Annotated in this window: 22 protein-coding genes and 2 pseudogenes; 18 read left to right on the plus strand and 6 right to left on the minus strand. The window is 25.8% G+C overall.

Features of this window, described 5'->3' with window-relative positions:
- The first annotated feature begins 17 nt into the window (after window positions 1-17).
- Both ABFX13_RS07935 and ABFX13_RS07940 read left to right on the plus strand, forming a co-directional pair.
- On the plus strand, window positions 18-785 hold the full coding sequence (locus ABFX13_RS07935) for an ABC transporter ATP-binding protein (RefSeq protein ID WP_346044674.1): 768 nt from the start codon (window positions 18-20) through the stop codon (window positions 783-785).
- The gene (locus ABFX13_RS07940) at window positions 775-2,811 is read left to right on the plus strand and encodes an ABC transporter permease (RefSeq protein WP_346044676.1); all 2,037 of its coding nucleotides are present in this window, start codon (window positions 775-777) and stop codon (window positions 2,809-2,811) included. The genes ABFX13_RS07935 and ABFX13_RS07940 overlap by 11 nt, the downstream gene beginning before the upstream one ends.
- Window positions 2,812-2,852: 41 nt before the next feature.
- On the opposite strand, the gene ABFX13_RS07945 is transcribed toward ABFX13_RS07940, so the two are convergent.
- Window positions 2,853-3,326 carry a DUF2975 domain-containing protein gene (locus ABFX13_RS07945; protein ID WP_346044679.1) on the minus strand — a complete coding sequence of 158 codons (474 nt, stop codon included), beginning with the start codon at window positions 3,324-3,326 and terminating at the stop codon, window positions 2,853-2,855.
- A 257-nt stretch (window positions 3,327-3,583) separates the two neighbouring features.
- On the opposite strand from ABFX13_RS07945, the pseudogene ABFX13_RS07950 reads away from it, so the two are divergent.
- From ABFX13_RS07950 to ABFX13_RS07980, 7 genes and pseudogenes are all read left to right on the plus strand, one after another.
- Window positions 3,584-3,691, plus strand: a pseudogene (locus tag ABFX13_RS07950) (IS1595 family transposase); the annotation flags it as partial.
- Window positions 3,692-3,835: 144 nt separating this feature from the next.
- Window positions 3,836-4,219 (plus strand): PH domain-containing protein, encoded by a 384-nt coding sequence (locus ABFX13_RS07955; RefSeq protein WP_346044681.1) that lies wholly within the window; start codon window positions 3,836-3,838, stop codon window positions 4,217-4,219.
- A 298-nt stretch (window positions 4,220-4,517) separates the two neighbouring features.
- Window positions 4,518-5,042, plus strand: a pseudogene (locus tag ABFX13_RS07960) (IS1595 family transposase); the annotation flags it as partial.
- A 14-nt stretch (window positions 5,043-5,056) separates the two neighbouring features.
- On the plus strand, window positions 5,057-5,377 hold the full coding sequence (locus tag ABFX13_RS07965; protein WP_346044683.1) for a hypothetical protein: 321 nt from the start codon (window positions 5,057-5,059) through the stop codon (window positions 5,375-5,377).
- Between the two features lie 310 nt (window positions 5,378-5,687).
- Window positions 5,688-7,079: a metallophosphoesterase gene (locus ABFX13_RS07970; RefSeq protein WP_346044685.1), complete on the plus strand. Its 1,392-nt coding sequence runs from the start codon at window positions 5,688-5,690 to the stop codon at window positions 7,077-7,079.
- Window positions 7,080-7,132: 53 nt separating this feature from the next.
- On the plus strand, window positions 7,133-7,267 hold the full coding sequence (locus tag ABFX13_RS07975) for a hypothetical protein (protein ID WP_346044688.1): 135 nt from the start codon (window positions 7,133-7,135) through the stop codon (window positions 7,265-7,267).
- Window positions 7,258-7,470: a hypothetical protein gene (locus ABFX13_RS07980; protein WP_346044690.1), complete on the plus strand. Its 213-nt coding sequence runs from the start codon at window positions 7,258-7,260 to the stop codon at window positions 7,468-7,470. Before ABFX13_RS07975 ends, ABFX13_RS07980 begins: the two co-directional genes overlap by 10 nt.
- 45 nt (window positions 7,471-7,515) lie before the next feature.
- Here ABFX13_RS07980 and ABFX13_RS07985 read toward each other — a convergent pair whose 3' ends face one another.
- A complete protein-coding gene (locus tag ABFX13_RS07985; RefSeq protein WP_346044692.1) occupies window positions 7,516-7,920 on the minus strand; it encodes a hypothetical protein in 405 nt (134 codons plus the stop codon).
- A gap of 133 nt (window positions 7,921-8,053) precedes the next feature.
- On the opposite strand from ABFX13_RS07985, the gene ABFX13_RS07990 reads away from it, so the two are divergent.
- Together ABFX13_RS07990 and ABFX13_RS07995 are read left to right on the plus strand one after the other, a co-directional pair.
- Window positions 8,054-8,839 (plus strand): lysozyme inhibitor LprI family protein, encoded by a 786-nt coding sequence (locus ABFX13_RS07990; protein WP_346044694.1) that lies wholly within the window; start codon window positions 8,054-8,056, stop codon window positions 8,837-8,839.
- Between the two features lie 171 nt (window positions 8,840-9,010).
- The gene (locus ABFX13_RS07995; protein ID WP_346044696.1) at window positions 9,011-10,111 is read left to right on the plus strand and encodes a hypothetical protein; all 1,101 of its coding nucleotides are present in this window, start codon (window positions 9,011-9,013) and stop codon (window positions 10,109-10,111) included.
- A gap of 53 nt (window positions 10,112-10,164) precedes the next feature.
- Here ABFX13_RS07995 and ABFX13_RS08000 read toward each other — a convergent pair whose 3' ends face one another.
- Window positions 10,165-10,485 (minus strand): (2Fe-2S)-binding protein, encoded by a 321-nt coding sequence (locus ABFX13_RS08000; protein ID WP_346044699.1) that lies wholly within the window; start codon window positions 10,483-10,485, stop codon window positions 10,165-10,167.
- 251 nt (window positions 10,486-10,736) lie between these two features.
- Here ABFX13_RS08000 and ABFX13_RS08005 point away from each other — a divergent pair, with 251 nt between their 5' ends.
- From ABFX13_RS08005 to ABFX13_RS08030, 6 genes are all read left to right on the plus strand, one after another.
- Entirely contained in the window at window positions 10,737-11,633 is an 897-nt protein-coding gene (locus ABFX13_RS08005) for a D-alanine--D-alanine ligase (RefSeq protein WP_147543755.1), read from the plus strand.
- 289 nt (window positions 11,634-11,922) lie between these two features.
- On the plus strand, window positions 11,923-12,543 hold the full coding sequence (locus ABFX13_RS08010; RefSeq protein WP_346044703.1) for a hypothetical protein: 621 nt from the start codon (window positions 11,923-11,925) through the stop codon (window positions 12,541-12,543).
- Between the two features lie 265 nt (window positions 12,544-12,808).
- On the plus strand, window positions 12,809-13,957 hold the full coding sequence (locus ABFX13_RS08015; protein WP_346044705.1) for a DUF3798 domain-containing protein: 1,149 nt from the start codon (window positions 12,809-12,811) through the stop codon (window positions 13,955-13,957).
- Window positions 13,958-14,054: 97 nt separating this feature from the next.
- On the plus strand, window positions 14,055-15,608 hold the full coding sequence (locus tag ABFX13_RS08020) for a sugar ABC transporter ATP-binding protein (RefSeq protein ID WP_346044707.1): 1,554 nt from the start codon (window positions 14,055-14,057) through the stop codon (window positions 15,606-15,608).
- Window positions 15,601-16,647 (plus strand): ABC transporter permease subunit, encoded by a 1,047-nt coding sequence (locus tag ABFX13_RS08025; RefSeq protein WP_346044709.1) that lies wholly within the window; start codon window positions 15,601-15,603, stop codon window positions 16,645-16,647. The genes ABFX13_RS08020 and ABFX13_RS08025 overlap by 8 nt, the downstream gene beginning before the upstream one ends.
- Window positions 16,620-17,660 (plus strand): ABC transporter permease subunit, encoded by a 1,041-nt coding sequence (locus ABFX13_RS08030; protein ID WP_346044711.1) that lies wholly within the window; start codon window positions 16,620-16,622, stop codon window positions 17,658-17,660. The genes ABFX13_RS08025 and ABFX13_RS08030 overlap by 28 nt, the downstream gene beginning before the upstream one ends.
- Before the next feature lie 198 nt (window positions 17,661-17,858).
- Here ABFX13_RS08030 and ABFX13_RS08035 read toward each other — a convergent pair whose 3' ends face one another.
- Entirely contained in the window at window positions 17,859-18,842 is a 984-nt protein-coding gene (locus tag ABFX13_RS08035) for a linear amide C-N hydrolase (protein ID WP_346044714.1), read from the minus strand.
- Between the two features lie 298 nt (window positions 18,843-19,140).
- Window positions 19,141-19,347, minus strand: coding sequence for a hypothetical protein (locus ABFX13_RS08040; RefSeq protein WP_346044716.1), 207 nt, complete (start codon window positions 19,345-19,347; stop codon window positions 19,141-19,143).
- A gap of 996 nt (window positions 19,348-20,343) precedes the next feature.
- Between ABFX13_RS08040 and ABFX13_RS08045 the strand changes: the two genes are divergently transcribed.
- Complete coding sequence (locus tag ABFX13_RS08045; protein ID WP_346044718.1) at window positions 20,344-21,102, plus strand: toxin regulator; 759 nt, start codon at window positions 20,344-20,346, stop codon at window positions 21,100-21,102.
- Between the two features lie 68 nt (window positions 21,103-21,170).
- Here ABFX13_RS08045 and ABFX13_RS08050 read toward each other — a convergent pair whose 3' ends face one another.
- Complete coding sequence (locus ABFX13_RS08050) at window positions 21,171-21,749, minus strand: 4Fe-4S binding protein (RefSeq protein ID WP_346044720.1); 579 nt, start codon at window positions 21,747-21,749, stop codon at window positions 21,171-21,173.
- Window position 21,750: the final 1 nt, after the last annotated feature.

The following is a 21,750-nucleotide window of genomic DNA, read 5'->3' on the forward strand; positions in this document are numbered from 1 at the left end:
AATATGGAGGAGATAAAATGAGTACAGTTCTTAAAGTTAAAAATATAGAAAAATATTATGGGAATAAGAAAAATCTAACAAAAGCTATTAATAATATTTCATTTGAGGTTGATAAGGGCGAGTTTATAGGGATTATGGGACCTAGTGGAAGTGGTAAAACTACACTTTTAAATTGTATAGCAACAATAGATAAAGTAACTACTGGAAACATACAAATTGAAGATAAGGATATAACAACTTTATCAAGAAAGAATATAGAAAAGTTTAGAAGAGAACATTTAGGATTTATATTTCAAGAGTTTAATCTACTAGATACTTTAACTGTATATGAGAATATATCTTTAGCATTATCTATATTAGGAGTAAAGGGGTCTGAAATAGATAAAAGAGTAAAAAGTGTAGCAAATAGACTTGGAATAGCAGATATATTAAGTAAATTTCCATACGAAATATCAGGAGGACAAAAGCAAAGAGTAGCTTGTGCAAGAGCAATAATAAATGAACCTTCTTTAATTCTTGCAGACGAACCAACAGGAGCTCTAGATTCAAAATCAGCGAGAGTTTTACTTGAAAATTTATCTGAATTAAATGAAAGTATGAATTCTACAATAATGATGGTAACTCATGACGCTTTTACAGCTAGTTATTGTAAAAGAATTTTATTTATAAAAGATGGGAAAATCTTTAATGAATTGATAAGAGGAAATGATGATAGAAAAGAATTTTTCAAAAGAATTATAGAAGTTGTTACTCTTTTAGGAGGTGACAATAACAATGTTATTTAAGCTTTCCAAAAGAAATGTTCAAAGAAGTATAAAAGATTATAGTATTTACTTTTTTACACTTGCTCTAGGAGTTTGTATATTTTATATATTCAACTCTGTAGAAGCTCAAACAGCTGTGATGGATATAACAGAAAATCAAAAAACTCTAATGGAAGTTACAGCTAGGATAATTTCAATAGTATCAGTTTTTGTATCTTTCATATTAGGTTTTTTAATAATATATGCAAATAACTTTATAATCAAAAAAAGAAATAGAGAATTTGGTATATATATGACACTAGGTATTAGTAGAAGTAAAATTACTTTTATGCTATTTTATGAAACTATAATAGTTGGGGTTATGTCTTTGGCAGTAGGGCTATTTATAGGTGTATTTTTATCTCAAGGATTAGCTTCAGTTACTGCAAAATTATTTTCAGTGGATATGAAAAAATATCAATTTGTATTTTCAAAAGAAGCTTGTATAAAAACAATAATATATTTTAGTATAATGTTTTTTATAACTATGATTCTAAATTTTGTAGTAGTTTCAAGATATAAACTTATAAATTTAATAAATAGCCAAAGAAAAAATGAAAAGTTAAAAGGTACAAACTTAATATTATCTGTAGCGCTATTTATAATATCTATAGTTTGTTTAGGATTTGCATATAAATTGATTTTAGAAAATGCTCTTGTAGACATAACAGATAATAATTTTAAACTATCTATACTTTTAGGAGTTGTAGGAACAGTATTATTTTTTAGATCTTTGGCAGGATTTTTGATAAAATTAGTTAAAAATGATAAAAACTTATATTTAAAAAATCTTAACACTTTTACTTTAAGACAATTAAACAGCAAAATTAATACAAACTATATATCAATGAGTATTATATGTTTAATGTTATTTATATCAATTGGAATGTATTCTTCAGCAATAGGACTAAAAAATGCCATGGAAAAATCTGCAGAATCTCAAACTCCATATGATATAACTGTCATAGAAACTTACAATCCTCAAGAAAAGACAAACTATAGTAATGAAAAATTAAGTGAAATACTTAAAAAGTTAGATTTAAATGTAAATGATTATTCAAAAGAATATTTAGATTATAATTTTTACAAATCTCCTATAAAGTTTATTAAAATGTTTGAAAATACTTCAGATGAGTTTTTATCTAAGCAATTAAAATTTACGATGAATTATAATATTCCTATTATAAAACTATCAGATTATAATAAGCTAAATAAAATGGCAGGTAAAAAACCAATAAATTTAAAAGATAAAGAAGTAGTTTTTGTTACAAACTCATCTACTATGCAAAATCCAATAAAAGAATATATAAAAAATAATAAAAGTATAAAAATAGGAAATGATGAATTTAAAATAAATGAAAACTATAAGTATGAATCTTTAGAAAATGATTTAGCAAAAGATAATTTTATAACATTTTTAGTTGAAGATAAATACGCAGATAAATATGATATAAGTCAAAAATGTTTAAGTTTTAATTATATAGGAGATAAAAAAGATACAGAAAATAAGTTAACTAAAAATCTTGAAAAAAGTGAAAATAAACAAATTCAATATCAAAAAGACCATGGTTCAATCTTAATCTTTATAAGTAAACAAGTAGTTTTAGAAATTAATATGTCTAATGCAGCTATATTTTTATACATTGGTTTATATATAGGGATAATATTCTTAATATCTAGTGCAGCAGTACTTGCACTTAACCAATTATCAGGAGCAACAGAAAGTTTAGTAAGATATGAAATACTTAAAAAACTTGGAGTAAGCTCAAAAATGATAAACAAATCAATTTTTATACAAGTATTTATATACTTCTCACTTCCAATAGCCTTAGCTTTAGTTCATAGTTATTTTGGAATAAAGGTGGCAAATAATTTAATTAAAATATTTGGAGACTATGATATAGTAGGAACCAATGTTATTGCAGTGGTTAGTATATGTGTAATTTATGCTATATACTTCTTTGGAACATATAAAGGATATAAGCGTATTGTAAATAAAAATAACTAATAAAAAAGCTGTTTCAAACTATATTTTGAAACAGCCTTTTTTTATATTGTTAAGTCGCTCTCATTTTTTATTTTTACTGCTTTATCAAAAACTTCTCCAAGTACAAAGCACATTAAAGCAGAAATTAAGCAAATCATCATTGGTGGAGTAATTCCTCCACTATTACTTCCTATTATTGTTACTCCCCCTGAAATAGCTGCTGCATTATATCCAATTATAAATTCAAACACTGTATTTACTAATAAACAGCAACCCATTATTTTAAATCTTTTTACATTCTCTTTTACAAATGGTGTTATAAGTGTACTTTTTATTATTTTTATTAAAAATAGTACCACGATTAAGTACATAGAAATATACATTAAGTTTACCATCATATTAAAAATTGAAAACAAATCAACAGTATTAAAGTTTTGAATAAGCATTATAGGAAAACCTATAAATCCAATACCTAAAACTAGTAATAAAAAATACAATATAAAGTTTAAAATATCCTTTGAAAATGTAGCTTTCATAAAAACACCCCTTTTGATAATATATTTTTATTATAAAAGATTATTTATCGTTTCTCAATAAATTTTTATTGAAATTGGGCAAACTATTTAAAAATGATTTAAACATTATATATTGTTTAATAAATTATATAGATAATAAACCTTTTAAAGTCTGTGGAATACAAGAATATAAAATTATAGAATTTTCACCTCATTAATTTAATCAATCACTTAGTGAATGAGTTGTATTTTATGAAAAAAATGCAATAAATATATAATCTATAAGAAAATGTGTTGAAATAGTTGAAATTAATATAGAAACAAGTTTCTTTTGTAAACATAAAATCCTAAACTGTATTAGTAAGTTTTATGGAATAGGAACATTAATAGTCTTTATTACAGTTTAAAAATAAAACACTGATATTTGACAATATTTTTATGGAATTTTATTCCAAATATAGTGTATAATAAAGATATAGTATTGAACAATGTATTATGTTTTTAGGAATACTTATAAAAGGAGAAATCATATGGCAGATTTAAGCGTAAATAAGATTTTCACATTCTATGAAGAAGTACCAGTTCCAGAAACTATAATTCCATTTGTTTCACCAAATGAGAAAATATGCTTTGCAGTAAAAACCATAAGAGATGTAGCAATATTCACAGATAAAAGAATATTAGTAGCAGACAAGCAAGGGCTAACAGGAAAGAAAACAGAATACTATACAATACCACTTAAAAACATAGTAACCTATGCAATAGAAACAGCAGGTAGATTAGATTTTGATTCAGAAATAAAGCTAGTACTATCAGGAGGAGTAGGCATAGAGCTTAGATTTATAAAAGATGAAAATATGGATGAGCTACTTTTAAAAGTATATCATCTAATCAACAACTACATAATTGGATAGAATATGGAACGCAATTAATTTGCGTTCCTTTTTTAAGTAAATTATAGTCAATTAAAAATAGGGTATAGTAAAACACTATATCATCTATTTTAATTAATGGCTCTGTTTAATAATTGTGTGATTATCTATGATAAAAATCAGTTATAATATAGATATCAACTATATTTGAATTAATTTATAGAAAGGATGTAAAGATAGCATAAAAGAAAGTAGATTTTCTAAAGGATACGAATGTCCTAAGTGTCAATTTAAGGATGTTAACAAAGACGGTAAGTATCTGTAAGAGATGTCAAGATAGCCTAGGAGAAGAGGTAAAGGTAAACATGAAAAGAAAAAGGGAGATATTTCTAACGACCAAATTTGTATAGAGACAGCTATAGATAGGAAAGGTAATATACTTATGGGTGTAGTATGTAAAGGAAGAATTACAACTAAAGATGTAGTAGGCTTATTTGATGGTAAACTAGGTGATGATGTTACTTTTTGTACAGATTCGCATAAATCATATCATAAAGCTGGCAATGAACTTAAAGTAAATTTAAAGCTAGTTCCCAAAGGTAAGCAAATGCTAGATGATGTATATCACCTTATATCACCTTCAACATATAAATGCTTTACATAGTAACTTTAAAAGATGGATACAGCCTTTTAACGGAGTTTCTAGCAAGTATCTTGAGAACTACTTAGCATGGTTTAAGTTTCTTAAATTAAGCAAGAAAAATAATAAAATCGATAGAATTAAGGATATGCTTATAAATGTTGCTACTAAAGATACTTATGTAACAAAAACAACCATTAAAATAGATTTATAGAACTAATATAGGCGGGAGATTTGACATGAACTTAGATTCAAAGATAGAAAGTGTTGAAGTTAAGAATGTTGGAAAATGTTCTAATTGTAACAAAGAGACTTGTTATTATGATACTGACACTAATCAATATGTATGTAGTGAAGAATGTTATAGTATATTAAATGAATTAGATACTAATAAATTAAATATTGCTATGGATAAAATTTCAAAGGCAATAGATAAAAGTTTTGAACGTAGAGTTGCTTTTGGGAAAGATGTAAGAAGAGGGATAAAGTTTTTAGGAGAATGTATGATATTGCTTCCAAAAGAAGTAATATCATGTTTTAAGAATAAAGGTAACAAGTAATTTTTTAGAACAAAATATATGTATAGGTGAAAGTGTGCATATATGTGAAAAATGACTACACCATTAAGGTTTAGTCATTTTTGTTGATTACTTATCACACAATTGTTAAATAAAGCCTAATTACTAAATAGATATTTGCTTATTTATTTCAAAATCAGTATGTATTTTAAAAGATATTTTAAGTTAGTAACAATTCATTAACTAGATGATAGATACAAATTTGACTATATAAAAATTTATGTATAATATAAAGATATAAATTTATTTATATGGGGGAAAACTTAAAAATACATAAAGAAAAGGGGATATTATGAAAAACAAAATAATAGTCGGAGCAATTTTCTTATCTACGCTGATAATATCAGGATGCACTTCAACAAAAACAGCAGAAATAAACGTACTAGCAACAACCGATTTACATGGAAACATACCATATGAATTAACATCTTATGTAAGTAACGAAAGAAAAAAAGATAAAAACATAACCGTAGTAGATGCAGGAGATTTCTTTGATAGTGGCGTAGCAATAGGCTCAAGTATGGCCAAATATTTTAAAGATAGATCAGACTGCAATGCTAATAATACTGAAAAGTATATAGAAGCTCCTATTGCAAAGGATATGAAAGATGTAGGATACGATGCTGTAGTACTTGGAAATCATGAATTTGTATCTAACAATAAATTTCATTTAGATAATATGATATCTGATTTTGAAAAACAAAATATAAATGTATTATCAGCAAATACATATAAAAAAAATGGAGATAGTTACACAAAACCATATATAATAAAAGAAATTAACACACCTGAAGGTACTGTTAAATTAGGAATTTTAGGTCTTACAATAAAAGAAGTAGGAGAAAGTAAAGAATGGGTAGGAGATAAATTTGTACCTGCTAAGTCTTTAGAACTAAAGGATCAAAAACAGTACAATGGTGAATTGTATATGAATGATTTAGTAGAAGATGCAAAAAAGTGGGTTAAGGTAATGAAAGAAAAAGACAAGGCTGATGTTATAGTAGCTGTTGCACATACAGGAGAAAGACCTAAAAAGCCAAAACACCCAGGAAATAGAATACAAGATTTAGCACAACAAGTTGATGGAATTGATGCAATAGTTGCAGGGCATAATCATGTTCAAATTAAACAACATGATTACAAAAATAAATCTGGAGAAACTGTTATAGTTACAGAACCAGGTAAGCATGGAGAATGTATTTCTAAGATAAATTTAAAACTAGAAAAAAATAATAATGGTTGGGATGTAGTTGATAAATCAAGTGAGCTAACTACATTTGAAAAGAATCAAGAAGATGATAAGTATGGAGAATTTATGGTTAAGCTTATGGAAGAAGCTGAGAAAGGCAAAGAAGTTAACTTAGCTAAAATAACTCCTTTTGAATGGGATAAAATACATATCTTTAAACCACATACACCTGTTGAAACCGTATACAAAACTGTTGGATATAAATGGAGAAATATTTCACCGTCATATAGTGATGACATGATACAAATGATACTTATGAAAGATAATAAGCCTATTTGCTATGTATATGGTAATTCAGATTTAATGGGATTAAACTTAGACTTTAATGAATCAGAATATAAGGACAATGTTATAACAATTTATCCCAACAAAAACGATAAATTTAAAATTGAAGAAGGTAATAAAGAATTTAGCGTTAATTTAAAGCATATATAAAAATTTAAAATAGTGGGAATATGCATGAATGTGGACACTATACGAATACCTCAATGCTACTTAGAGCTACTAAAATATTAAAAGCTAATGAAAATAATCAACTGTTTATGCTAGGTATACAAAACTTAAACAGTCTAAATCAGATATATACAAAAATGGATTACAGGGGGATTAAAAAATGGAGATAAAACCATTAATAGGGATTTCATATGAACTTATATTTCAAATATTTAATGCAATTCTTATTTTAGCAATTTTGATACTAATAATATATATGATATATAACTTTATAGACAAAGTTGTAAATAAAAATAAATATCAAAATAGAATTATAGAATTAGAAAGTAAAGTAAAAGAATTAGAAAACAAAATAAATAATAACAAAGTATAAATTTGCATATAAAAAGTGTCATAACTTAAGCTATGACACTTTTATTTAATCAATTTTAAATTTTCCTATTACTGTTTTACCATCTTCTTTATAAACTGGAATTATTCTAGGACCTTCTTTTTCTCTTTTTTTCATATAAGCAATTGCTTCTTTAGGATTATTAGGTTGATTAGCTTCATCATATAAATCAACTTTTTTTACATATCCTTCAACATCATCTAATCCTACAACTGCCATTAAATCTGGTTCAATAGTTTCTCCATTCTCATCAATTTCATAAGTTCCATAAGTTTGACCATTTTCATTAACCTCAATTTTATATATGTCAGGATCAAGTTTAACATCTTTATCATTTGAACTTATTGCATTAATTAAATAATCTGTACCAAAATAACATCCTGCTATTATTATTGACAATAGGCACAGTGTATATAATTTAATTAATTTCATTAGTATATCCCCCCTAAATTTATTATAGCAGTTAATTAATCTAAATTTGTAAATATTTAGAAAAATATACAAGGGAAAAGCCTTATGTTATCATACTGTATGAGAGCTAAAAACATACAGAGGGGGCATAAAAATGTTTAAAAAGTCAATATTTATACCATTAATAGGAAGCTTATTGATATTAACGGGATGTGAAAAAAATTTATCATCATATAACAAAATGATGGATGATGGAAAAGCAGCTATTGTAAATAATGACTATGAAAAAGCTGAGGGAATGTTTGATTTAGCACTGGAGAAAAAATCTGATGATAAAGAAGCAAAAATATTAAAAGAACAAACTGAAAAATTAATAAATGCAGTAAAAATGCAAAAAGAGAAAAATTCAGAAGCGGCAAAAAAATTATGTAATGAAATAGATAGTATGGATAGCAAATCAGATGTAGTTAAAAACCAAGCCAATAAACTAAAACAAGAATTAGATAGTTTAAAAAATTTAGATAATAAAGAAGAAAGTTCAAATCAAAAAAGTAAAACTTCAAAAAGTGAACATGGCATACTTGCAGATAAAAAATACAAATACATAGCAAAACTAGGAGAAATTCAAGATGAGATAGATTCTTATGCTGAAAACTATGAAACAACTCCAGCTATGAAAGAAGGGGAAGCTACTGCATTAAAACTTTGGGACTCAGCATTAAATGAAATATATCAAGAAATAAAAGAAAATACTAATCCTAAAGAAATGGAAATTATAAAACAAAGCCAATTAGATTGGATAAAATATAGAGACAAAGAAGCTGAAAAAGAATCAAAAGAAGCTGGAAATGGTTCTCTTTCAGGCATAGCTTATGACTCTGCATTAGCAGAACTTACAAAACAAAGATGCTATGAATTAGTAAATACATATATGAAATAAAAAAGAGGTTGGAAATTTCCAATCTTTTTTTTATTTTACATAACTAAAATAAAAAACTAATTAGATATCTAAATAGTATTGAAATTAAGTTCTGTTTGTTATACTATATATATAACAAAAAGAACTTAATTTAATACAGAAAAGTAAAATTGCAACTAGGGAGGAATGTCAATGAACGACACAGGGCTTTTGGTAATTATGTTACCAACACTATTTTTTATGTATATATTTTTAATAAGTTTAGATTTCACTGGAGGAAGTAAATTTTTTTATGGGTTTAAAATATACGGTTTAGCTTTAAGTAAAGAAGATAAGCAAAAAGTAATGAAGCCATATAAAAGATGGGTAAGAATATCTTATTTAATATTTATAATTTCTATTTTAGTAGGAGCTTTCACATTAAAAGATAATTTTAAAACATTTATGGATATTATATTTACGATATACAGTATATTTATTGAAGGACTTTTAATTATAACTTACACTAAAGTTAAAAAATTAAGTCAAAAGTTAATGAAAGAATCAGACTATAAAGAAGAAGAATTACCAAAGAGAACCATAACTTTAGATACAAGATTATTAAATGAAAAAATAAAAATACAAAATAAATTTAAATTAATATTTTCAGTATTATTATTTATATCAGCATTAGCTATATTATATTTAGCTATAAATTACAATAACCTTCCAAATTTTATACCGACAGATTTTTCAGGAGATTCAACTCCAACAGACTTTGTACCTAAAAACTTAAAAACTGTTTTTGGTGTAGAAATTGCTGGGTTTATAATGATAATATTATTAGGCTTTATAACAATGACTTGTTTAGGTGATATATCATCTATAAAAAAAGAAAAGTTAGAAAATAGTAAAGATAAAATTCTTAAATACATAAATAAAATAGGGTATTCTTTTGTGTTGATAACTTTATGTATAGAGTTTTTAACAACTATAATTCCTATAATAGTATTTAATCAATACAAATTCCCTGGATATACAATGATATTAAGTATACTTATTATTATGGGAAGTCTTTTAAATCTTTTTTATTCTTACTTTATGTTAAGCTCATTTAAAGTAAAAGAAAAAGTTGATTATAGCAGTGATGATAGCAAATGGATATGTGGATATTTTTACTTTAATAAAGAAGATCCAAATTTCATAGTAAAAAGAAGATTAGGACCAGGATATACTGTAAACTTATTACACAAAAAAATGAAAGCTTTAGTAGCTGTAATATTACTATTTTTTATAATAAATAAAATCTTATAAAAATAACCCCTACTAAAAAATATTAAGTAGGGGTTATTATATAAATTAAATTATTATTTTTTTAAGTCTATTACATTTTGAATTAAAGCCTTACATCTACCACAACCAGTACCTGCTTTAGTAGCTTCTCCAACTTTATCTACTGTATCTGCACCATTTTTAACTGCACTTACAACTTCTTCAAGTGAAACATTTTTACATCCACAAACAGATGCTAATATTTTTTCAATTTCACTAGCACATCTACCACAACCAGTAGAAGCACCTGTCATTTCCTTTATTTCATCTAAAGTACGAGCACCATTTATCATTGCCTTTCTTATATCTATGTAACTAACATTTTTGCAATGACATATTGTTTTATCTCCAGCCATAATTAATCTCCTTTTTAATTAATTTAAAATTTAAATTTCATATCATTATAATATGATACCCATATTTATGTAATTTAAATTAAAAATATTTAAAAAATTTTACCAATTGACTATGTAAACCACTAACACACAAAACTTAACCATAAGTGGTACTTTAAGCAATCACATATTAAACATATACTAATAATATAAATAAACATGAAAATTATAAAAAATTAATGACATAAAAGAAGAAATTAGGAGTGAGAAATATGAAAATAGCGATAGTAATGGGTGGGATATCTTCTGAAAGAGAAGTATCTTTAAAATCTGGAGAAGCTGTATTTAATGGCATAGATAAAAATAAATATGAAGTAGTAAAAGTAGTATTAAACGATAAAAAAGATATATTTACTAAAATAACAGATGATATAGACTTTGCATTTTTAGCTCTTCACGGAAAATTTGGAGAAGATGGATGTGTACAATCAATACTAGAAGCAATGGATATACCATACTCAGGATGTGGACCATTAACAAGTGCTTTATGTATGGATAAAAACATGACTAAAAAAATACTAAGAGATTCTAACTTACCTACAGCACCTTGGACAGTAGTTAGAAGTGTTGAAGAAATAGATTACGAAGAAATAGAAAAAATAGGATACCCAGTATTTATAAAACCAAATAGTGGAGGTTCTAGTGTAGCAACATTTTTAGTAAAATCAAAAGATGAAGTATTCAATGCAGTTAAAAAAGGTCTTGAAGTTGATGATTGTGTAATGATAGAAAAATATATAAAAGGTGGAGAATACACATCATTTATATTAAATGGAGAAGTATTCCCAACAATTTCTATAAAAGCTAATTCAGAGTTTTTCGACTTTGAATCAAAATATAGCCAAAATGGTGCAACAGAAGAAGTAGTATACTTAGAAGAAAAATTACAAGATGAAATAAATGAAATATCTAAAGGATGTTGGAAAGCATTTAATTGCAAGGCATACGTAAGAGTTGACGTTATAATAAGTAATGGTGTTCCTTATGTTCTTGAATTAAATACATTACCAGGAATGACACAAACAAGCTTAATTCCAAGAAGTGCAAAAGCTAAAGGAATAGAATTTAGTCAATTAATAGAAAAAATAATAGAGTATTCTTTAAACTAAATCATATAAAACTAGCTAGTTTATTTAAAAGTTAATTAGAAAAAACAAATTTATAAATTTGATAAATTGAAAGTCTTTTATAGACTTTCTTTTTTTATGAATAAAATTTATTAAACTAAAGTTTGTTATAGGTAATTTTCTAAGATTTAAAATTAATTTTTAAAATTTTAATAAAAAATAGTAAAATAGTTACATATTTTTACAAAAATTGGGTAAATATTACATATAAATAAATATAATAAAAATTAAATCTTTTTTAGATGAAAATATAATTTTTAGGAGGTAGAACATGTTAAACGAAAATGACAAAGTCAAAAAGTCTATGAAAGACATAGAAGAAAAAGCAAAAGAATTTAAAGAATCAACAAGAAAAACTATGGAAAATATAGAAAAGGATGTTAAAGAAACTTTAGAAGCTTCTGATAAACAAAGAGCAGATATAGTTGATGAAATGATGACACCATTTGAAGAAGACGAAGATGTCAAAAAAGCAATAGAAGAAATAGAACAAAACAACGAAAATGAAAAAGATATAAATGAAGAACCTAACAAACCTGAAGAAGGAATAACTTATGGCTCAGTAAAATATAACAAAGGAAAATTAGAATATAAACCTTGTAAAATAGTTAAAAGCATAGATATAACATCTAAAATAATATTAGTATTAGCTGTAATATCTATGATAATAATAGCAATGCAAAAACAACCTGTACTAGGTACATTTGGTCAATACACAGGATATGAATGGCAACCTATATCTTTAGCATATGGACTTATAAGCGGATTTAGTGGATACGTATTTTACATATTAGTTAATGCTGCATCTAAATTAATAGATGATATAAATAAAAATAGACAATTAAAAGAATTTGAAATTTTAAGCAAATTACAAGAAAATGAAAATAATTAAAATATTAAGTTTTAAAATTAAAAATAAACTTAATAAAAAAATCTTGGAATATATAATTATATATTTCAAGATTTTTTTATTTGCTATTTTGAGTTAGATTGAGAAAGAAACATATAAGATTTTGCAATACACATTAAGTTATTTTTTTCTGAATTATAGAAAAAATCTATACACTGGCTATCAACTATAGATTTTTTAAATTTTACAAATATTGTTAAAAATTATAAAATTAAGGAGACGAAAGTAGAATTTAGGGGGAAATAGAATGTTTAAAAAAATTTGTGCATTAATGCTTTCAGTATGTATGGTTTTAGGTGTTGTAGGATGTAGCCAATCAAATACTGAAAAACAAGACAGCAATGTAAAGGGATCAAACAATAATTTTAAAGTAGGGATAGTAACGCCTACACTATCTATTAGTGAAGATGAATTTAGGGCAGCTCAAAATATGACGAAAAAATATCCAGATATAGTAAAGCATGTTACTTTACCAGAAAACTTTAACACAGAAATAGAAACAGCAATAAGTCAAATAGTAAGTTTAGCTGATGATAAAGATATGAAGGCTATAGTAGTAGTTTCAGGTCAATCTGGATTATTGCCAGCACTTCAACAAGTAAAAGAAAAAAGACCGGATATAATAACTGTAACAGCGCCAATATGGGATGACCCAGATATGATGAGTAAATACATAGATGTTAATTTAGATGCTAACTGGGCAAAAAGGGGAGAAACAATAGTTAAAAAGGCTAAAGAAATGGGAGCTAAAACATTTATACACTATTCTTTCCCAACACACTTATCTAAAGAAAGTGTTGCTAAAAGACGTGATATGATGAAAGAAACTTGTGAAAAAGAAGGCTTAGAGTTTGTTGAAGTTATGACTCCAGATCCTCAAACAGGACAAGGTCCAGCTCCAATGCAACAGTTCTTAAGAGAAGATATACCAAGACAAATAAAAAAATATGGACCAGATACAAATATATTTGGATCAAACTGTCCAATGTATGATGTAATAATAGACGAAGCTTTAAAATCAAAGTATATAGTTGCTGAACAATGTTGTCCAACACCAACTCAAGCATATCCAACTGTATTAAATTTAGAAATAAATGAAGAAGATTCTCAAAACTTTGATAAGATGAATAAAATGATAAGTGAAAAAGTTAAAGAAGCTAAAATGACTGGAAGATTAGGTGGATGGCCAATTCCAATGACTATATTCTTACCTGAGTTTGCAGTAGAACTTTCTATAGAAATGGTAGAGAATAATTTAACTAAGAAAGACGTATCTAATTCTGAATTCTTAACTAAGTTTGCAAAAGACACATACGGAATAGGTGTAGAATTTGAAAAACTAAAAGAAAATACAGATAACTATCAATTAATGATAATGGAACATATAAAGTATTAATATAAATAGTAGCCATACCTTTAGTTTTAAAAATTAAAGGTATGGCTTTATGCATAATTAAGATTAATTAATAAACATATTAAGGTAAGGTGACAAAATGCTTGAAGTAAAAAATTTAAGTAAAAAATTTGGAGAGGTTTATGCACTTAAAAATATAGACTTTAATTTGAAAAAAGGTGAAATTCATGGAATTGTTGGCGCAAATGGATGTGGTAAAAGTACATTTTTAAATATAATATTTGGTGATGAAAACATTTCAAAAACTGGTGGATATAGTGGAGAAATATTTATAAACAAGAAAAAAGCAAATATAAAAGATAGTAAAAGTGCAATAGAGCTTGGTATAGGAAAAGTTCACCAAGAATTTGCTTTGGTTTCAAGTTTAGATATAGCTTCTAATATAAAGATAAATAATGAAAATACTTATAAATTTGATATAGTAAATAATTCAAAAAATCATGAGGATAGTAAAAAACTATTAGAAAGTTTTGGACTTAATTTAGACACTAAAAAATTAATAAAAAATCTATCTGTAAATATAAAGCAATTTATAGAAATAGCTAGAGAAGTAGATAAAAAAGATTTAAAAATATTATTACTAGATGAGCCAACAGCTTGTTTTAATAAAGAAGATGCAAATATATTTATGGAAATAGTCAAGTCATTAAAAAATAAAGGAGTATCTATAATATTTATATCTCATAGATTAGATGAAATAACCTCTATATGTGATAGAGTAACTATTTTTAGAGATGGAGAAATAGTATCTACTTATGACAAAGAAGTATTTAATATAGAAAATATTGCTATAGATATGATAGGTAAAAAGGTAAATAAGGCATCAAGAGAAAAAGAACACAAAAAAAATACAAGTGATAAAAATATAATAAGTTTTAAAAATGTAAATATACATGATGAAAATAGAGAATTTAAAGATATAAATATTGATATAAAAGATGGTGAAATTCTAGGAATTACAGGCCTTGCAGGTCATGGGCATACAATGTTTGGAAATGTTATAATGGGTCTTCATAATTTTGAAGGTGATATAATTTATAAAAATGAAAAGCTAAACATAAAAAAGGTACATGAAACTATACAAAAGGGTATTGTAATGCTACCTGATGAAAGAAAGGAATTAGGGGTACTACTTAACTCAACCGTTAAAGAGAATATAATTTTTACATCTTGCTATAGCAAAAATAATTTTCTGAAAAATAATTGTCTTAAAGGTTTATCATTTTTAAATAAAAATAAAATAGACTCTTATGTAGGTAATCAAATAAAACAAATGAATATAAAGTGTAGTTCTAAAAATCAAAATGTAGGAGAACTAAGCGGAGGAAATCAACAAAAGATTTGTATAGCAAGATTAATAGCAACAGACCCTAAAGTTTTATTTGTAGGAGAACCAACCAGGGGTATTGATTTATATTCAAAAGAAATAATTTTAAATATGCTTTTAGATATGAATAAAGAAAAAAATACTACTATAGTTATAGCATCAAGCGAGATAGATGAATTAAAAAGAGTATGTGACAGAGTTATTGTAATGTATGAAGGTAAGGTGTTTGATATATTATCTCCAGATGAAGATGACGAAGTTTATAGCTTGGCTATATCGGGCAAAAGGAGGGAGAAGTATGCATAAGATAAAAGCTCCTCAAATCATAATTTTAGTTTATTTAGCAATTATGCTTTTGTTTGTAGCAAAACTAAATATACCGGTAATAGGAATATTAAATGAATCATTAGTAAAATTTGCTATGAACTCAATATTAGTTTTATCACTTATACCCATGTTAAAATGTGGAATAGGTATGAACTTTGGTATGTCTATTGGAATATGTGCAGGACTACTTTCTATGTGTATTGCAGTAGAATACAAAATAGTAGGATTTTACGGATTTTTAGTGAGTTTAATACTATGTCTAGTTATAGGAACGGTATTTGGATATCTATATTCACTAGTATTAAATAAGCTAAAAGGAAAAGAAGAAGTAATCGGTATGTTCTGTGGATATTCTTTTGTATTTGTGATGAATATGTTTTGGTGTTTAGCACCTTTTAAGAATAGACAAATGTTATACCCAATAGGGGGACAAGGTCTTAGACCTAAAATAAGTTTAAGCAATACATTTGATGGTATATTAGATAACTTATGGGTTTTAGATATTGGAAAAATAAAAATACCTTTAGGTTTATTAATATTTGTAGGTCTAATTTGTTTGTTAATATATCTTTACTTTAAAACAAAATCAGGATTTACTATGAAAGTAATATCTGAAAATGAAAAATTTGCATATCTTTCAGGAGTAAATATAAATAAATATAGAACTATAGCAATAATATTATCTACTATAATTGCAGCTATAGGAATGTGTGTTTACACTCAAAGTTATGGATTTATACAATTATACGATGCACCACTTGGTTTTTCTTTCCCAGCTATATCAGCAATATTAATAGGTGGAGCGACAAGAAAAAATACATCAATATTAAATGCAATAATAGGTACTTATTTATTCCAAACAACTTACTTATTATCTGTTCCAGTAGCTAATGCTTTACTACTTCCAGAATTAGCTGAAACTCTAAGAATGATAATAACTAACTCAATAATACTATATGCATTTGTATCTGAGGGAGGAGAGCTTGGATTATGGAAAAAGCAAAAACTAAAAGCATAAAAGATAATAAGTTAATAAACAAACTAAGTAAAAATATTGTGCCTATAACTTTTTTAATTTTAGCTATAGTAGGAATCATTTTATCTGATGTAAGTTTAAATCTTATGACAAATGAGCTATATAGAAGAATAATAAGAAATACAATAATGATACTAGCACTAATAGTTCCTATAATGGCAGGAATGGGAATAAACTTTTCTATTGGAATAGGGGCATTATGTGCACATTTTAGTAGTATTATAATTGTTAGCATGGATATAAAAGGTATAGCCTCATTTATATTAGTTGTAGCTATGAGTATAGTACTAGCATTTATCTGTGGTAATATAATAGGATTTATACTAAATAAATCTAAAGGTAGAGAAATGATAACTAGTTTAGTTATAGGCCTTTTGGGAACTAGCTTATATAATATTGTGTTTATGGTAGGTTATGGAACTATAATAAAACCTAAAAATGACTCTATGTTATTATCTAATGGTATAGGTGTTCAAAGTATGGTTGATTTATTTAGATTCAAAGAGGTTATAATACAATACCCATTTATACCAATATTATTTATTATTTTAGTAACTTTATTTATTGTATACATAACGAACTCAAAGCTAGGAGTTAAACTTAAAGCTATAGGTGAAAATATGAAAACTGCATACTCATTAGGTATAGAGGTGGATAAGTGCAGAAGATATGCAATCGTTATATCAACTGTTATAGCAGCAATTGGTCAGCTTATGTTTATATTTGATATAGGGACATTAAATGTCTACACAGGACACTTAAATGTAGATGTATTTGCATGTGCATCTTTACTAGCAGGTGGAGCAACTTTAGCAAAAGCAAATTTAAAAAATGCATTTTTTGGAGTTATACTTTTCCATACATTGTTTATAGTATCTCCATTAGCTGGTCAAAATTTATTTTCAAATGCAGCCTTAGGAGAGTATTTTAGAAGTTTTATAGCATATTCAACAATAATATTCTCACTTATAATGAATATGAGAAACGAACAATAATTAATATATAGATATAAAGCATCCATTAATTTGGATGCTTTTTTAGTTTTTAGTTTGAAATTCTAAAACTTATTGATTTTAGTGTATATAACAATACCTTAGGTTATTTTCATTTGTTATTGCTATATACACTAAAACCATATAATATTTATATTTTAGTTTTGAATAATAATTAAAAAAATTATTGTACCTTAATTTCTAGTTAACTGAATAAGTTACTAACTCATTTTCTCTGACATTTTCTAAAGAGAATTCCATTGTATCTATACGATTAAAAACACGTAAATATAATTTTCCTAAAGTTTGGTCATATGCACACATATAACTTGTAAAATCTGAATCATCTTTATCTTCAAAAAAACGTACAGCTCCCCTTGGAACCCAAACAGAATTTAAAACACTAAATAATTGACTTGGAGCTTCTTCATCACTAACTTCTCCTATAAGATTTCTTAAATATGCTGCACGTACAAATCTTGATGGTGAAGTATAATCTCCTGGTAATCCAAGCATACCTGAACCATTTGAAATTGGTGTAATTACTGTTTTATTATTTAAATGATTTTGGTTTCTATTAAATCCTTGTACTTGAACATAATTTCCTAAATTAGTCATATGCCAATCGAATGTTGGATCATTAGTCATTACACCTACATTATTATCAAAAACTCTAAAACGTCCATTATTTATTGGTTCTAATACAACTGAATTACCCATTTTGTCTGTAAAAGTATAATGAGCAGTTATAGGGTTACCTTTACCTAACTCTCCTAATGAAGGAATATCGTCACCAGTAACGACAACTTTTGATATGTTTTCTTTTATTTCATTAACATTTTCAAAGTTACTTAAAATCCAAGGAATTATTTCACCACTATTAATAGCTGTAAGTCCTTCCTTTTCTATATTATCTTTTTTATCCCATGTACATGCATTTAAAAATAAAAGTCCTCCAGCAAGCCCTTTTTCATTTACTCCATCAAAAAATAAAGTAGAGTCTGATAAAGTTATACCTAAAAAAGCATATTTTGTTTTCCATGGTTTACTTTGTGTGTCTAAAGTGAAATTTTTAGGAACAATAGTTACTTTTGAATCAATATCAAATGGATTAAAAGAAGTATCTAAAGTTCTTCCCCAATAAAAATTATTTTTGTTACTTGAAATGTGAACATGTGTACACATTTAAATCATCTCCTATCGAGTTATTATAACATTTTTATATCCTAAATTATCCACTTTAAACAGAAACTAACTAAGTAACTTTAAGTGAATTTTTAAAACTATTACTTTTTTCATAACCTCATTTGATTATTGATACTTTTCGAACATAAAAAATAGCTACAAGAAATTAATACAAACTGAATAATTGTTTCAATTTGATTAATTTTTTGTAGCGTTTGATTTACTTATATTTATGTAATATTGTTTTAATATTAAAATTTATCTTATTTTAATTTTTAATATAGATATTGTATTTTTATTAATCCCTAATAATAATGTTTAAGGTTTTAAATCTATAATCAAATGATAGATTTGCTATCTCATACTCTCTACCTTTATCCTCAATAGTGTTGGACACATTAATTGCTGCTATCTCAGATGAATTTAACTTTTTAGGAAATTCATATATATCCTCCCCTGTACTTTCTTTTTTTAATATAACTTTACATAAGTTTAAGTCAGTCATTCCCAATCTCCCCTTTAACTTTGTATGTTTATATATATAATACCATATTTAAGTCTAATACATCTAACCATTTTAATATTGTTTATATATATAATACCATATTTAAGTCTAATACATCTAACCATTTTAATATTGTTTTTATATATAAATTTCCTAATTGGTATTTTTAATAATTGATATATTAACATTAATTTAAAGTTCAATCTATAAAAATATATAAATTTTAATATTAAAGTGATGAGATTAGCTTTATTAAAATTACTAGTATTTTAATTTTAATTACAAAAATATTGTATTAAAGGATTTAAGGGTAATAAGGGTATTATATATGTTATAACATTTGTAATTATTAACTATAAAAAAAGAGTATCTAAGCCAAGGTGATTTTTTTATTTTATTTATTTGAAAAATTTTTAAAAATAGTGTTTAATTTAATTAAAACAAGGTATATATATAATATAGAAAACTAAACAAATCAGATTTTAGATTAAAAACAGATCTCCTTAAGGAGATAAATATCCTGAGAGCTTAAATGCTATTTGCAGTGAGACTCTAAAAAGGTTAATTATTTATAATAGAGAATCTAAATTTGATTTATTTAGTTTTCTTTTTTATATAACTATCAAAAATGTAAGAATTATTTAAGTTTAGTGCAAGGCTTTTTTAAGGGTCAGCATATATAATATACTTATCAAATAAATAAAACATTGGGAGTGATTATATATGACAATAATATTAGGAAGTTTAATGATAGTACCATTTATATTAGCAGCAGGAGCTGGGTTATTAGAAAATCAATTAGAAAGTATAAACGAACAATAATTAATATATAGATATAAAGTACTCGCTTAGGTGGGTACTTTTTTATGTGTAAAATAATATAAATATTTAATAATATTAGAATTATTTTAAAGTGATATGCGAATTTTTACAAATTTTGACAATGAATAGTGATAATATGATATAGAAATTTGTCTAAATTTAGGGAGGATTTATATGACTGAAAAACAAAATTTAACTGGAGAAGAAAAAAATTTATCTAGTGAAAAACAAGATGCGAAAGAAGTAATAAGTGAAGTAAAAGAGGATGAAAATAGTAAAATAAAAAAAGTATTAAAAAATACAAAATTAAGAGCTCTATTAAATCATTTTGGAGGCTTTTTAGTTGGGCTTTTTGTTGGTTTAATGATTATGTGGCTTGGAACAATGGATACTTTCGATAATAATAGAAATTTAACTACTCAAAACGCAGATCTACAATCACGAATAGATTACTTAGACTCACAACTAGATGAAGCAAAGCCATGGTTTGATATGAAGGATGAAGAAAAAAGAAAAATAGAAGAGAAAAATGCTAAGGTAGAAGAAGAAAAAAAAGCTGAGGAAGAAAAAAAAGCTGAGGAAGAAAGGTTAGCTAAAGAAGAGCAAGAGAAGAACAAATACAACACGGACTTAACATATAATGAAATAGCTAGAAATCCAGAACAAACATTACTTAAAAACTGTAAATTTACAGGTAAAGTAGTTCAAGTATTAGAAGGAGAAGGACATAATAATTTAAGGGTAGCTATAAATGATGATTACAACAAAATTATGTTAGTGGAATATGACCCATCAATATTAAATAGTAGGATACTTGAAAATGATAATGTGACACTTTATGGAACAAGTGCGGGAACTACATCATACACAAGCACATTAGGTCAAAAAATAACTATTCCAGCAATGGTTGCTGAAAAAATAGATATAAATTAAAAAGTATAAGTTTTTTAGAGCACTTACATCAAGTAAGTGCTTTTTTATAGGAATATCTAACGTTGAAATTATGATTTATACTTAGCCTTTGATATCAATTGAGTCATTGTACCCATAGGACAATAAACACACCAAGATCTAGGCTTATACAAAATCATAGTAACTACACCAAGAATAGTAGAAGTAACCATCATACTATAAAATCCAAATGCAAACTGAGCAACCCATGGACTAACCATAGAAGTATTAACCCAGTTCCAAGGTAACTTAAAAGACCAAAGTATCTGTATAACTTCCTTTAACTCACTAGCACCACTAAAAACTAAGTAAGTATTAAACAACATAACAAAAAACATACTCATAAAAAATGTTAAAAATCCATACCTAAACCACTTACTTCTCAAAAATATAGGAATATTTTTATTTCTAGATAAATTTAACTTACTTCCCATAAGATTAAGTAACTGACCCCTACCACAGTAAGCATTACAATAAGCTTTACCACCACCAGCTATAGAAATAATTAGTGGTATTAAAAAGCATAATAACCCTAACCAAGCAAACAATATATTAAAAATGCCTAAAAACAAATAAGTTAAACTCAATATCCACATATAATCTTTAAAATTTTTCTTATTCTTTTTCATA

Source organism: Paraclostridium tenue (assembly GCF_039521565.1).
GTDB lineage: Bacteria > Bacillota > Clostridia > Peptostreptococcales > Peptostreptococcaceae > Paraclostridium > Paraclostridium tenue.